The organism is Burkholderia sp. Tr-20355 (assembly GCF_017104685.1).
In the GTDB taxonomy this organism is placed as follows: domain Bacteria; phylum Pseudomonadota; class Gammaproteobacteria; order Burkholderiales; family Burkholderiaceae; genus Burkholderia; species Burkholderia seminalis.
The window spans coordinates 1-14,105 of record NZ_JAAGPK010000026.1 but is presented as its reverse complement, the minus strand read 5'-3'; the positions used below and the strand labels follow the sequence as shown (position 1 = coordinate 14,105).

The 14,105-nt window shown below is 67.9% G+C and carries 11 protein-coding genes; 5 read left to right on the top strand and 6 right to left on the bottom strand.

Annotated elements, in window-relative coordinates; translation table 11 throughout:
* Positions 1 to 160: 160 nt before the first annotated feature.
* The gene (locus G3N62_RS09480) at positions 161 to 781 is read right to left on the bottom strand and encodes a TetR/AcrR family transcriptional regulator (protein ID WP_124669327.1); all 621 of its coding nucleotides are present in this window, start codon (positions 779 to 781) and stop codon (positions 161 to 163) included.
* Positions 782 to 1,076: 295 nt separating this feature from the next.
* Here G3N62_RS09480 and G3N62_RS09475 point away from each other — a divergent pair, with 295 nt between their 5' ends.
* A complete protein-coding gene (locus tag G3N62_RS09475; RefSeq protein WP_124669328.1) occupies positions 1,077 to 2,648 on the top strand; it encodes a hypothetical protein in 1,572 nt (523 codons plus the stop codon).
* A 121-nt stretch (positions 2,649 to 2,769) separates the two neighbouring features.
* Here the strand turns inward: G3N62_RS09475 and G3N62_RS09470 are convergent, their stop codons facing one another.
* Positions 2,770 to 3,789: a DNA-binding protein gene (locus tag G3N62_RS09470; protein ID WP_124669417.1), complete on the bottom strand. Its 1,020-nt coding sequence runs from the start codon at positions 3,787 to 3,789 to the stop codon at positions 2,770 to 2,772.
* Between the two features lie 373 nt (positions 3,790 to 4,162).
* On the opposite strand from G3N62_RS09470, the gene G3N62_RS09465 reads away from it, so the two are divergent.
* Complete coding sequence (locus tag G3N62_RS09465; protein WP_124669329.1) at positions 4,163 to 4,828, top strand: cation diffusion facilitator family transporter; 666 nt, start codon at positions 4,163 to 4,165, stop codon at positions 4,826 to 4,828.
* Positions 4,829 to 5,091: 263 nt separating this feature from the next.
* Here the strand turns inward: G3N62_RS09465 and G3N62_RS09460 are convergent, their stop codons facing one another.
* On the bottom strand, positions 5,092 to 6,219 hold the full coding sequence (locus tag G3N62_RS09460; protein WP_034191392.1) for a VOC family protein: 1,128 nt from the start codon (positions 6,217 to 6,219) through the stop codon (positions 5,092 to 5,094).
* 356 nt (positions 6,220 to 6,575) lie between these two features.
* Between G3N62_RS09460 and shiA the strand changes: the two genes are divergently transcribed.
* On the top strand, positions 6,576 to 7,883 hold the full coding sequence (gene shiA, locus G3N62_RS09455; protein WP_049028589.1) for a shikimate transporter: 1,308 nt from the start codon (positions 6,576 to 6,578) through the stop codon (positions 7,881 to 7,883).
* Positions 7,884 to 8,085: 202 nt separating this feature from the next.
* Entirely contained in the window at positions 8,086 to 9,387 is a 1,302-nt protein-coding gene (locus G3N62_RS09450) for a UDP-N-acetylglucosamine 1-carboxyvinyltransferase (protein ID WP_124608344.1), read from the top strand.
* A gap of 92 nt (positions 9,388 to 9,479) precedes the next feature.
* Here G3N62_RS09450 and G3N62_RS09445 read toward each other — a convergent pair whose 3' ends face one another.
* On the bottom strand, positions 9,480 to 10,094 hold the full coding sequence (locus G3N62_RS09445; RefSeq protein ID WP_124669330.1) for a hypothetical protein: 615 nt from the start codon (positions 10,092 to 10,094) through the stop codon (positions 9,480 to 9,482).
* A gap of 115 nt (positions 10,095 to 10,209) precedes the next feature.
* On the opposite strand from G3N62_RS09445, the gene G3N62_RS09440 reads away from it, so the two are divergent.
* Positions 10,210 to 10,980 (top strand): IclR family transcriptional regulator C-terminal domain-containing protein, encoded by a 771-nt coding sequence (locus G3N62_RS09440; protein ID WP_034191396.1) that lies wholly within the window; start codon positions 10,210 to 10,212, stop codon positions 10,978 to 10,980.
* 24 nt (positions 10,981 to 11,004) lie between these two features.
* On the opposite strand, the gene G3N62_RS09435 is transcribed toward G3N62_RS09440, so the two are convergent.
* Positions 11,005 to 13,305 carry an ATP-dependent DNA helicase gene (locus tag G3N62_RS09435; RefSeq protein WP_034191397.1) on the bottom strand — a complete coding sequence of 767 codons (2,301 nt, stop codon included), beginning with the start codon at positions 13,303 to 13,305 and terminating at the stop codon, positions 11,005 to 11,007.
* Positions 13,302 to 14,105 (bottom strand): VRR-NUC domain-containing protein (locus G3N62_RS09430; RefSeq protein ID WP_206141227.1); only part of this gene is annotated, 804 nt, incomplete at its 5' end. The genes G3N62_RS09435 and G3N62_RS09430, both read right to left, overlap by 4 nt.

Genomic DNA, 14,105 nt, shown 5'->3' with positions numbered 1-14,105 from the left:
GCAGAAGATGCGCGCCGGCGTTCACGCCGGCGTGGGCGCACACGGGCGGTTGGGACAATCGGGACAGCGTAACGCGGCGTGAAGCATTCGTCATGCGGATTTGAGTAGACCAGTCGTCTAGAATCAGGGCAAAAACAAGGCGCGCGGAAGCGCGCCCGGCTTACGACGGCGCACCGCCCTGCGCGGCCGGCGGCAGGTTCAGCATGCGCCGCGTTTCGACCATCGCTCTTTCGAGCGGCTGGCGGTTGCGGTGAATCTTTTCCAGCAGCGTCGCGCCCAGCCACAGCTCGTACAGGATCGCGGCCGTGTACGCCGGATCGTCGACCGCGCGCAGCGAGCCGTCGGCCAGCCCGGCCTCGATGCCGCTCGCGAGCCGTTCGATGATCTGGCTCGTGCCGCGTCGCAGCACCGCACGCATCGCCTCCGACAGGTCCGACACTTCCGCGCCGAGTTTCACCGCAAGGCACTTGCCTTCCGGATCGTCCGCGCACTGCGTGTGCAGCCAGTTGCCCCAGTACGTCATCAGGCGCTCGGCGCCGGTGCCGGCCTGCTGCTTGAGCAGGTTGTCGAGATGCGCGAGATAGCCTTCGAAATACGATTCGAGCAGCGCTTCGCCGAATGCCTCTTTCGAGCCGAAGTAATGGTAGAACGAGCCCTTCGGGATGCCCGCCGCAGCGAGAATCTCGTTCAGACCGACCGCCGAAAACCCCTTGTGGAGCATGATCGGCTTCGCGATATTCAGGATGTGCTGGCGAACTTCCGCGCCTGAAGATGCATTCATGATGGCGTATGGTAGCAACGATTAGACCGGTCGTCTAGCGACGTCGAACCGGCATGTTGAGCGGCACTTTACCCGATCCCCGGCGCGCGCCCAATGCCCGGCGGCGTTCCCCCCGCCACGGCGTGCGCGGCGTCACACGGGCGACTCGGTTTCGTCGCAGGCGTTTCATCGATCTCCCGCTTAAATACGCGCGGCGCAAGTGCCGGCGGTGGCCCAACAGCAGCCGGCATTGCACACGTGTGCAATGCGCCGGACCGTCGTTGCCTCCTCTCGAACCCGTGACCAGGAACGCCCCATGACCGCCTCGAAACCCGCTCGCCCGCCCGCGCCGACCCGCCGGCGCTTCATCCAGCGCGGCGCCGCGCTGACCCTGTCGCCGCTCGTCGGCACGCTGGCCGCTTGCGGCGGCGACGGCAACACGACATCCGCGTCGTCGTTGGCCGCGACCGGCGGCGCGAATCCGGCCGCGCGCAGCTACGGCATCGCCGACCGCTCGATCACGATCAACGTCACCAATGCGATCCCGTCGACGTCGCTCGCGTTCGGCAATGCGGCAAGCCAGAGCGGCTCGACGCCGCAGGCATCGCAAGCGTTGGTCGCAACCGGGCAATCGACGGCCGTCCGCGCATCGAACAGCTGGGGCGATTGCACGGGGTCGTTCAGCCTCGCCGGCGGCGACGCGTCGTTCGCGATTGCCTACACGCATCCGTTCGGCTCGCAGCCGACCACCGTCGGCGTCACGCCGTCGGCCGGCTACGTGTCGGGCGCCGACGCCGCGACGTTTCCCGGCCACGACTCGGTCGCGAATCTCACCTTGTATCGGGGCGTCGCGACCGCGAACGGCGCATGGGTCGTCCCGCTCGCGCAACTCGCGACGCCGCCGTCCAACAACTGCCAGGATTTCGCGAACAGCATGTTCGGCAGCGGCGTGCGCACAGCCGCGGCCATCCAGTCTGCGTACCCGGGCACCGGGCCGCTCGGCTATGTGCCGCCTGCCGACTTCACCGGCGGCCAGCTCGCGGGCTTCGTCGCGCAATGGGTGCAGCGCTGGCAGAAAGGCGTGTCGTACACCGTGCTGCCCGGCGCCGATGCGCAGCTCGTCGATGCGCTGAAGCAGTACGTGTCGAGCGCGTCGAACGCCGGCCCGCTGACGATGTGGGTGCCGCAGATCGCGTGGCAGGCCGGCACGGATCCGGCGGTTTTCTCGCTGACGGGCTATCGCGCGTTTCCGTTCGTCGACGCGCAGGGCAACTGGGTCGCGGCGACGTTGTCCGCGTTCCTAACACTGCTGGCGGCCGGTTCGCACCTCGTCGCGATCAGTGCGACGAGCGATCTGCCGGCGGGCGTCACGATGCAGGCGTTCGACAGCTTCATGGGCGCGAGCGGGCTGACGACGTCGACGGATATCGGCAATTCGCACTATGCGTCGGTCGTGAACACGACGGGCCGTTACTACCTGAGCGTCGGCAACGATTTCGCGCCGGTGAACTGCGGGCTGATCCTGTCGTTCCTGTACGGGCGCACCGTGAACAACCTGCTCGCGGGTGCCGGTACGTACAACACGTTCATCCAGCTCGAAGGATGGCAGGCCGGCGGCTCACGTCACAACGCCGACTACGCGACGTATCAGCAGACGCTGTGGAACATCTCGACGTACGGCGCGTCCGCGTACAGCGAGAAGCGCGCGACGTCGATCTTCCTCGCGCCGGCCGGCTGGACGCCGCAGGTCTACCAGACGACGCGGATGATGCCGTACGTCGGCGCCTATGCGCAGTCGAACGGTACGCCGCAGGGCTGGCTGAATACGTCGCTCGTGACGATTCCGGCCGATGCGCCGCCGTTGCTGTCTCGGTATGTGACGAGTTGAGCGGAGTCGGAGCGAGCCGTTTCGCGTTCGAATGCGTTGCGTTGCGTTGCGTCGGGGCGGCTGCCGGTCGGCGCTCGAGGCGTGCGTCGACATCGGTCGGCACATGCTCGCGGGTAGGCGGTCAACCCGCCGCTTCGCCGGTGCGCTTTCTCGTGCGGGCCTTCCGCTCTTCCCGCTGCGCGGCAGGTGCCGTCTTGACGCCGCGCAGCGGCGCCCGGCGGGCGAGTACCGCCATCTCGCGCCGCAACGTATCCAGTTCCTTGACGCGTGCCGCATCGGTCGCCTGCGCGCCGTCGAGTTGCCCCTGAAGCACGCCGCAACGATGCAGCGCGTCGCCGAGTTGCGTCTGCAGGTCGGCGATGTCCTTTCGGTGCCGCGCATCGCGTTGTTCCATGCGCGATGCGGTCGCGTCGAGTTCCTTTTGCAATCGCGCGGCCGCGAGCCGCTCGCGATCGATCTCCTGAAGCGCCCGTTTTTCCGACGCGCGCAGGCGTTCCTCGGCGCGGCCCGCGTCGTCGCGCAACCGGTCGAGCTGGGTCGTGAAATCCGCACGTGCCTGCGCGAGTGCGCGGTCGGCTTCCGTGTTGTCGGCCTTCAGGCGTTCGATATCCGCTTGCAGCGCTTGCCGCGAGGCTTCGTCGGCCGCCCTCGCCTGCTCCAGTTCCTGAATGCGTACCTGCGCAGCCAGCAACGCAGCCGTGCGTTGCTCCAGCGCGGTTTCGGTGCGGGCCAGCTCGGCCTGCCGCGTCGTGACCTCCGCTTTCGCCGCGGCGCGCTCTGCTTCGACTTCCGCGCGCAGCGCATCGAGCGCGGCAGCGGCATCGGTGCTCGACCGGCTCCATAGTGCGGCGACCAGCTCGCCGGCTGCCGCCTGCAGATCGGCCGGCAAATCGGGATGCTCGATGCGCACGCGGCTCTTCTCCCGCAGCTCGGCCCAGAACTCGCCGAGGACGGCCGTCGGCGTGCTCATGCTGCCCTTGCGGACGAGCTGATACAGGCGGTTTGCCGTAGGCGTGATGCCGAAGCGGAAGAACAGCAGCGCGCAGGCTTCGCGGTAGAGCTCGCGGGTTTTCGGGAAGTCGGCCTTGAGGCGCTCGATTTCGGCGGTCAAGCGTGGTTCGTCGGCAGCGAGGTCGGACATGGCGGTGTTCGTCGGGAATTTTGTAAATAATATAACGTAAACCGTTAAATATCCAATCAATCATGGGGATTAATTTGACATTATTTCTATAATGTTGAATTCAATGGGCGTCGCTCTCCTGTTCGATATCGCGGCACATGATCGACTGCCTCGCTTTCGCCTTGCCCCAGGCTGCATGGCAAACACGCTGCTACAGCTGCGCTGGAAAGCCGGCCGCCCCTGCCTTGCGGTGTCAACTGAAAAACCGAATATCGCGGAGCCCGGCCGATGCCCGGGTCGCGCAGACGGTCACGCCGAGTCGACTGTCATGGATCTGCCACCGTCGACCGGTAGCGTTCGGGGCTGACCCACGCTATCGACAGACGAATCCGCCATGCAGCGCACGTCTCGCGCCACGCCCCATCTTTATGCGGCCACGTCGTGCGCCCTCGCCGTCAGCCTCGCGATCAACCTGATGCTGCTCGCCGCCGAGACGGCCGCGGCGTGGTCCGCGCATTCGTCGGGGCTGCTCGCGGATGTCGCGCATGCCGCGATCGACCTCGCGGCCGATGCGCTGATCCTCGTCGCATGCCGGCTCGACGCACGCCTGCCGCCGGAGCGGCGTCCGACCTACGAACCGCTCGCGCTCGCGGGCCTCGGCGCGCTGCTCGTCGCGACCGGCGCGCAGATGATCTGGCAGGCGATGAACCGGTTCGATGCGCCACCCGTCGTGCAGCCGGGTGCGGCGACGCTCGCGCTCGTTGCCGTCACGCTCGTCGGCAAGGCCGCGTTGTCGCACTGGATGCTGCGCAAGGCGCGCGAGACCGGTTCCGCGCTGCTCGAGGCAACCGGCTGGCATGTGCGTACCGATGCGCTGTCGTCGTTGCTGGCGGCGCTCGCGATGAGCGCGGCGCTGGTCGGCTTCGCCCGCCTTGACGACGTGGCCGCGCTCGCGATCGGCGCGCTCGTGATCCGCACGGGCGTCGGATTCGTCCGGCGCGGCTGCTCGCAATGGCCGGCGCTCGTCGGGTGGGCGAATCGATCGACGCGCGGATCGTGAACGCGGCGGGGTGAACGTCCGATACATGCCCTCGGCGGCACGGAATGAAGAAGAGGCTCGCACGGTGCGAGCCTCTTTTGCAGAAGGCCGTCGCCACCGCGCAATTCACGACCCCTCGCCCGATGCCGATAGCCCGGCCACTTCCCCGAGCGGCACCGCACTTCCGAGCGGAATCCGCATGAGCGTTGCCTGCCGCGTGACACCCGTCTTCGAAAAGATCGCGCGCGGGTACGTGCGCGCCGTGTGCTCCGGCGCCTGACCGCTCAGCCGGCGGCGCGCGCGCGGGCGAGCGCCGCGAGGTTTCCTTCGCCGAACCCGTGGTGCCCCTGGCGCTGCACGATCTCGAAGAAGATCTCGCCGGGCCGGCGCTTCACGAAGGTCTGGAAGAACAGCTTCGGCACGCCGTCGCTGCCGATCTCGCCGTCGACCAGCACCGCACGGCGGCGCAGCGCATCGAGATCGACGCCGTGCCCCGGCAGCCGCGCATCGACGTCGTCGTAATAGCGCGCGGGCGGCTCGATGAATTCGACGCCGTTCGCACGCAGCGCATCGACGCACGACAGGATGTCGTCGGTGGCCAGCGCGACGTGCTGCACGCCCTCACCCGGATGATCGGGCAGATACGCGTGCATCAGCTCGGTGCGCCGCGTGCCTTCCTCGTAGACCGGAATCCGCACCGCGCCGCACGGCGACACCATCACACGCGATTCCTCGGACACATGCCAGTGGGCATCGATTTCGTGGATCTCGCGAAAATGCAGCAGGTCATGGTAGAAATCCAGCCACTCCCGCATGCGCCCGGCGCCGACGGTTTGCGTGAAGTGGTCGACCTGCTGCAGGCCGACGCCGACGCAGTCGAGATCGGTGTGCGCGGTGGCGATGTCGATCGGCCGGAAATCGATGTCGAAGATCGAGATGTCGCCGACGCCGCCGCGCTGGCCGCCCCGCCCGCGCCAGCGGTCGACGAAATACAGGTGCGAATCGCCGATGCCCTGGATCGCCGGGATCTTCAGCTCGCCCACGCCGACCTTTTCACCCTCGAACGCCCACGCGCCGAGCTCGATCGCGCGTTCGAACGCGCGCCGGGCGCTCGCCACCCGCAACCCGATCGCGCAGACGCCCATCCCGTATTCCTCCGCATAGCGCGCGGCGAACGAATCGGGCTCGGCATTGATCAGGAAGTGCATCTGCCCCTGCCGGTACAGCGTGACGTTCTTGCTGACGTGGCGTGCAATCGCCTTGAACCCGAGCTGCTCGAAGCGCTGCGCGAGCGCCTCCGGCACGGGCGCAGCGAATTCGACGAATTCGAGGCCGGCCATTCCGAGCGGATTGGCGGCCGGATCGGCAACGGGCGGCGTATCGCTGGGCAGGGGGTGGGAATTGCCGGGCATTCCAGTCTCCGGGGGCATGCGGTCGATGGGGATGGCGCCCGTCGCGTGCGGCGTGCGCGGCTGATGGTGGGCCACGCATCCGCGCCGAACGGGCGAATTGTCGATGCTGCAGATTTTAACCAGATCGTTCACGACGGCACACCCTGGCCGAACGGGATATCGTCACGACGCCTAGTGCAAACCCGAAAAGCGTTCGATAATCGCACGAATTTGAACGATAATCGCGCATTTCGTCCGTTTGGCCAATTGCCGCCATGCGGCGCGCACCCTATTCTCCGTTCACCCATCGACTTGAATGCAGCATCGAACGCGGCGCCGCCACGATTCCACGATGCGCCGTGCCAGGAGACACCGCCATGACCCCAACCTTCGACACCCTCGACGCCGCGGCCGGCGCCCGAGCTCGCAACCAGGCCCGCAAGGCCGCGATCGGCAGCTTCGTCGGCGCCGTCGTCGACTGGTACGACTTCCTGCTGTACGGGATCGTCGCCGCGCTGGTATTCAATTCCGAGTTCTTCCCGAAAGTCAGTCCGACGATGGGCACGCTCGCGGCGTTTGCGACGTTCGGCGTCGGCTTCCTGTTCCGGCCGCTCGGCGGCGTCGTGTTCGGTCACTACGGCGACCGGCTCGGGCGCAAGCGGATGCTGGTGCTGACCGTGATGCTGATGGGGCTGTCGACGGTCGCGATCGGCCTGCTGCCGACATTCGCGACGATCGGCTGGTGGGCGCCCGTGCTGCTGGTGCTGATGCGCGCGATCCAGGGTTTCGCGGTCGGCGGCGAATGGGGTGGCGCGGCGCTGATGGCCGTCGAGAGCGCGCCCAAGCAAAAGAAGGCGTTCTACAGCAGCGGCGTGCAGGTCGGCTACGGTGTCGGCCTCGTGCTGGCAACGGGCATCGTGTCGATCCTGAGTCATACGCTCGGCGAGGCCGCGTTCAAGTCGTGGGGCTGGCGCCTGCCGTTCGTGTTCAGCATCGTGCTGGTGCTGATCGGGCTGTGGGTCCGCAAGAACATGGACGAGTCGCAGGAGTTCGTCGAGAAGGTCGAGCACGGCAATCGCAAGCTTCGCCTGCCGGTGCTGGAAGCACTGACGCGCCATCCGAAGGCGTTCCTGCTGATCATCGCGCTGCGGCTCGCCGAACTGTTCACGATGTATATCGTCACCGCGTTCGCGCTCAGCTATTCGACGACGAACCTCGGCATGTCGCGCGACCTGTTCCTGAACATCGGCCTGCTGGTCGGCGCGGTGAGCTGCGTGACGATCCCGTGCTTCGCGTGGCTGGCGGACCGTTACGGCCTGCGCCGGATCTACCTGATCGGCGCGCTGATCGGGCTCGCGTCCGCGGTGCCGTTCTTCGTCGCACTGGAGGCGCGGTCGATCGCCTGGATCGTGATCTTCTCGATCCTGTTGGCGAACGCCGCGCACGACATGGTCGTAAGCGTCCAGCAGCCGCTGTTCACCGAGCTGTTCGGCGCCGAGTACCGCTACAGCGGCGCGGGTGTCGGCTACCAGTTCGCGAGCGTCGTCGGCGGCGGGTTCACGCCGTTCATCGCGGTCGGCCTCGTCAGCCTGGCCGGCGGTTCGTGGCACCTGGTCGCAGGCTATCTCGCGGTGGGCTGCCTGATCTCGCTGGTGGTCGCCGCGCGAATGCGCGCGGCGGGGTGATGGAATGAGTGCGTGGCCGGCCCGACTCGCTGCCGGCCATTTTTCGTGCGTCGGCGGGCAATCGACCGCCGTATCGCGGGCCAACGTCAAACACCGTCAATCGCGCGCCCGATTCCCCCTTTTCCCTTCTGAACATTCCACGCCACCGGCCGACCAATGGCATCATATGGGCCTACGTCAGTCACCGATACGCCCCCATATCATGTCGAATCTCATCGTCCACGGCGGCACTCCGCTGCGCGGGGACATCAAGCCGTCCGCGAACAAGAACGCCGTCCTGCCGATTCTGTGCGCCACCCTGTTGACCGATCAGCCGTTGCGCCTCGTCGGCGTGCCGGACATCACCGACGTGCGCAAGATCCTCGACATCTTCCGCACGCTCGGCAGCGACGTGTCGGTCGACTTCACGACCGGCCTGCTCGAACTCCACCATCGCAACACCAGGTTCGATCCGGCCGTCCACCGGCTGCCCGAGGCGATGCGCTCGTCGATCATGCTGATTCCGCCGCTGCTCGCGCGCTTCGGCGTCGCGCGCCTCGAGAACGACGTGAAGGGCTGCACGCTCGGCGTGCGCGAGATCGACCCGCACGTCGAGGTATTCGAGCGCTTCGGCGCGCACATCGAGCGCACGCCCGATTCGCTGATCGTTCGCACCGACGGCCCGCTGACGGCCAACGATCACTGGTTCGACTACGCGTCGGTGACGACCACCGAGAACTTCGCGCTGTGCGCGACGGCCGCGAGCGGCACGTCGACGCTGATGAACGCGGCGTCCGAGCCGCACGTGCAGGAGTTCTGCCAGTTCCTCGCGATGATCGGCGTCACGATCGAGGGCATCGGCACGTCGCGACTGTGCGTGACGGGCGGCGGCAAGCTCGGCGGCGGCGAGTTCCGCTTCGCCGAGGATTTCCACGAGATCGCGACGTTCCTCGCGCTCGGCGCGATCACCGGCGGCGACATCACGGTGCGCAACTCGTCGCCCGAGCATTTCCCGCTGATCGATCGCACGTTCGCGAAGTTCGGCGTCAACGTCACGCACCGCGACGGCTGGTCGCGCGCGGAACGCGACGGCCCGCTGCGCGTGCGCCGGCCGTTCACGCAGAACATCCTGACCAAGGTCGAAGCCGCGCCGTGGCCGTACCTGCCGGTCGACCTGCTGCCGATCTTCATCGCACTCGGCGTGCGGGCGGAAGGCAGCGCGATGTTCTGGAACAAGGTCTACGACGGCGCGCTCGGCTGGTCCGGCGAGCTGTCGAAGTTCGGCGCGCACGTGCTGCTGTCCGATCCGCACCGGCTGATCACGTTCGGCGGGCTGCAACTGACGCCGGCACGCGTCGAGAGCCCATACATCATCCGCGTCGCGATCGCGCTGCTGATGGTCGCCGCGAGCATCGAAGGCCGCTCGGAAATCATGAACGCGCTGCCGATTCGCCGCGCGCATCCGCATTTCGTCGAGAACCTGCGGTCGGTCGGCGCGAACGTCGAGTGGACGAGCAGCGAGTAACGCGCTGAAGCACGCGGCGCGCACGATTCGGGCGCCGCGTTCACGTGGCGGCTTTGACCGGCCGCCGGCCTCTGCCAGGCCCCCTTCCCGCGTTATTCGCCGCCACTGCAATCGGCGTCGCCGGCGCCCATGTGGTCGAATCCATTGAGCATCACGGCCGTCGTGCCGCGTGCAGGGTCGCTCGGCCGCTTCGCGAGGCGTTCATCGAGCGCGGCCGACGGATACTGGACGCTCGTATCCATCACATTGCCCGGCTGCGACCGCAGTTCCGCCTCGGTCAGCTTGCTTCCCTCCGCACGCGGCAGCCCGAATGCCTTGCGCACCTCCGCTTCGTTCCACGTTCCCTTCAGCGTGACCGTGACCATTTGCAGGTTGCCATGCTCCCAGTCCAGGTCGACCTTCGTCGCGAGCGGATGCACGCTGGCCGCAAGCCGGTCGGGGAACGCCGGGCCTTCGTAGTACGCCTTCGTGTTCTTGCATGCGTCGCCCGCGTTCCGGTACTTCTTGAGCGCGCAATTGAAGCGTTTGTCGCGGTAACCGAACGTCGTTTCGACGTAGCAGCCGAATGCCGGCGACGCCATGCGGGGCCACGCACGGATGTCGACGGCCGGTTTGGAGAGGGTTGCGTCGCCAGTCGCGGGATTCGCCGCGGCAAGCAGCGGCACGGCCGCGACGAGCGCGGCCAGGGCGGATTCTCGGATTTTCATTGTTCTGTTCCAGTCGGAGCGGCGATTCTAGCGCGGCTTCGCCAGCCCGGTCGATCTGCGCGATAATCGCCCAATTCTGCGCGCTCACCGCGCACACGCGTTCCGCCATCCACCGATGAAAAAGCCCGAGCTCGACCGACGCGACTGGATTGCCGGCCTCGAAAAAGGCCTGATGATCCTCGAAGCCTTCGACAGCCAGCACGCACGCATGACGCCCACGCAGGCCGCCGCCCGCACGGGCCTCACGCGCACGGCCGCGCGGCGCTACTTGCTGACGCTCGAATCGCTCGGCTACGTGTACACCGACGGCAAGCTGTACGGCCTCACGCCGCGCGTGCTGCGGGTCGGCTGGTCGTACTTCGATTCGGCGCGTCTGCCGCGCACGGTCCAGCCCTATCTGCAACAACTGAGCGCGTCGCTGAACGAATCGGCGTACGTCAGCGTGCTCGATGGCTGGGAACTGGTGTTCATCGCGCGCAATGGCGTGTCGCGGGTGATGACGACCGGCTTCGTGCTCGGCGCACGCGTGCCGGCGCCGCTGACGTCGCCGGGGGTCGTGCTGCTCGCCCATCACCCCGATCGCGAGGCCGTGCGCGCGTGGCTCGACGAAACCGAGCTGCCGCCGTTCACGCCGCATACGATCACCAACAAGGCGCGGCTGCTCGAACAGGTGGACCATGCGCGCGACGCCGGTTTCGCGGCGATCGAGCAGCAATTGCAGGTCGGCGTGCGCGGGATCGCGGTGCCGCTGAAGAACCGTCACGGCGAAGTGGTCGCCGCACTGAGCACGAACATGCCGATCGGCGCGGAGACGGCCGACGCAGCCGTGCGGCGCGTGCTGCCGCACCTGCAGGAAGCCGCACTCGCGATGCTCAACGTGCTGTAGCGGCGGGCAGCCCCACCAGCTCCGTCATCCGATCCGCCACCATCGCGGCAGCAGGTCGCGTACTTCGCGCCTGCGATACCGGTCGTCGATCAGGTGCACGACACCTTCGTCGTGCTCGGTGCGGATCACGCGCCCGGCCGCCTGCACGACCTTCTGCAAGCCCGGATACAGGTACATGTAGTCGTAGCCGTTGCCGAAACGCGCCTCCATCGTGCGCCGCATCTGCTCGTTGATGTCGTTGACCTGCGGCAGCCCGAGCGTCGCGATGAACGCGCCGATCAGCCGTTCGCCGACCAGGTCCACGCCTTCCGAAAACGCCCCGCCCAGCACGGCGAAGCCGACGCCGCGCCCGCCCGCGTCGAAGCGCGCGAGAAACGCGTCGCGCTCGCTTTCGGCCATGCCGGGCGCCTGAGCCCATACGGGCACGTCGGGATGGCGCGTTTGCATCAGCGCGACCACGCGCCCGAGGTAGTCGAAGCTGCTGAGGAAACCGAGGTAGTTGCCGGGCCGCGTCGCGTATTGCGCGGCGATCAGGTCGGCGATCGGTTCGAGCGACCGGTCGCGATCGCGCCAGCGCGTCGACACGTGACTCGCGACGCGCACCGTCAGCTGCTCGGCGCGGAACGGCCCGTCGACGTCGAGCCAGCCGGTATCGCTCGGCAGCCCGAGCGTGTCGCGATAGAAATGGAACGGGCTCAGCGTGCCCGAGAACAGCACGGTCGCGCGTGCGGTGTCGTAGCGCGCGGCCAGAAAGCCGGCCGGAATCACGTTGCGCACGCACAGCGTCGACTGGACGCGGCGGCGCCGGCTCGCCGAGGCGACGCCATCGAGCGCCGGCTGGCGCGGCATCGGTTCGCCATGCAGCGTCGCGTCGAAGATCGATGCGCTGTCGAACGCTTCGGCGAGTACGCCGAACTGGATCGCGTCGAAATGAAATCGCAGCAGCGCATCGCCGTTCGCGCGCGGCGCGTCGGTCAGGTGTTCGCCGATCGCCGCGACGAGGTTCTGCACGGCCGACACGATCGGGCCCGGCACGTCCGGATACGCGGCATAACGCTCGGTCTGCGCGCGATTGACCGTGCCCCAGGCACGAGCGAGCCGGTCGAACGCCTTGCGCAGCGCCGCCGGCGCAGCTTCGCGGGCGGCCGCGAACGCGAACGGATCGAGCGACGCGCTGTACATCCTGCGCGCGCGGTCGAGCAGGTTGTGCGCTTCGTCGACGAGCACGCCGACGCGCCACTGGTTCTGCTGCGCGAGCGTATGCAGCATCGCGCTGCCGTCGTAGTAGTAGTTGTAGTCGCCGATCACCATGTCCGACCAGCGCGCGAGTTCCTGCGACAGGTAGTACGGACAGACGTCGTGAGCCCGCGCGGCCGTGCGCACGGTATCGCGATCGAGCAGCCCGGCCTCGATCGCCGCATCGCGAGCGGCCGGCAGCCGGTCGTAGAAGCCTTTCGCGAGCGGGCACGATTCGCCATGGCACGCGCTGTCCGGATGCTCGCACGCCTTGTCGCGCGCGACGAGTTCCAGCACGCGCAGCGGCAGCGCGCGCGTGCCGGCGCCAAGCGTCGTCGCCGCTTCGAGCGCGAGCGCCCGGCCGGGCGTTTTCGCGGTCAGGAAGAATACGTGGTCGAGTTCGCCCTCGCCGCACGCCTTCAGCAGGGGAAACACGGTGCCGAGCGTCTTGCCGATGCCGGTCGGCGCCTGCGCCATCAGGCAGCGCGCGTCGCGCGCCGCGCGATAGACCGAGACCGCCAGCTCGCGCTGGCCGCTGCGGAACTGCCCGTGCGGAAATGCCAGCGCACGCAGCGCCGCGTCGCGTGCGGCGCGATGAGCCGTTTCGCGCTCGGCCCAGCCGACGAAGCATGCACATTGCTCGGCGAAGAACGTGGCGAGCGTGCCGGCATCGAGCGTCTCGGTCAGCACGGTCTCGCGCTCGGACACGATGTCGAAATACACGAGCGCGACGTCGATTTCCTTCAGGCCGCGCGCGTCGCACATCAGGTGCGCATAGACCTTCGCCTGCGCCCAGTGCAGCGTGCGGTGGTTGGCCGGCATCGCGTCTAAGCTGCCGCGATAGGTCTTGATTTCCTCGATGCGGTTCGCCACGGGATCGTAGCCGTCCGCGCGGCCGCGCACGGTGAGCGTGCCCCACGTGCCCGTCAGCGCGATCTCGGTTTCGTAGCGCGCGCCGCGCTTCGACGTAACCGCGCCGTGGCCGGCGATGCCTTCGAGCGCGGTCGGCGCGGGCGTGAAGCGCAGGTCGAGATCGCCGCGCCGCGCGGTGAACTCGCACATCGCACGCACCGCGACGACGTAGCTCATGCGGACAGCCCCGCCGTTTCCGCGCGCGCCACGCCCTCGCCGGCCCATGCCACGTCGACGACGCGCACCGGCATGCCGTGCGCGACGCAGTAGGCGAGCCAGCGCGTCTGGTTGTCCTGCAACCGGTCGCCGGGGCCTTTCACCTCGATCAGCTCGTAACGGCGCTCATCGGGCCAGAAGCGGACCAGATCGGGCAGCCCCGAGCGGTTGCTGCGGATATCCGCGAGCAGGCGCGTGAACCACAGCCGCAGGTGCTCGGGTGGCAGGCACGCGAGCGCCTCTTCGAGCAGCGCGTCGGTCAGCACGCCCCAGAATACGAACGGCGACTGCAACCCTGCCTTCGTCGCGAAATGCCGGCGGATCGTGTCACGGTACGCGCCCGAATCGAGCTGCGCGAAACAGGCGTCGAATGCGTCCGCCCGGCGCACGGCGAAATCGGGCGCGTGCAGGTCGGCCGGGCCGCGCTGGAACGGGTGGAAGAACGCACCGGGCACGGCCGCGAACACGGGCTCCCAGCACAGCAGGCCGAACAGCGAATTGATCAGCGTGTTTTCGACGTAATGGACCGGCGCCGCCGGCTGCGCGAGATGATCGCGCACCGCGAATTCGACGCTGACGAACGCGTCGGGACGCGCGAGCACGAGCGTCTCGCGCGGCACGTCGGCCGCGGCTGCCGCACGTTCGACGCGCTGGCCGGCGCGGCGCAGCAGACGCGGCAGCATGCGCTCGACGCGCTGGCGTTCCTCGTCGCTCTCGAAGCGGCCGCGCGCATCGAGCGCCAGCGCGAGCGCGTCGGCGTC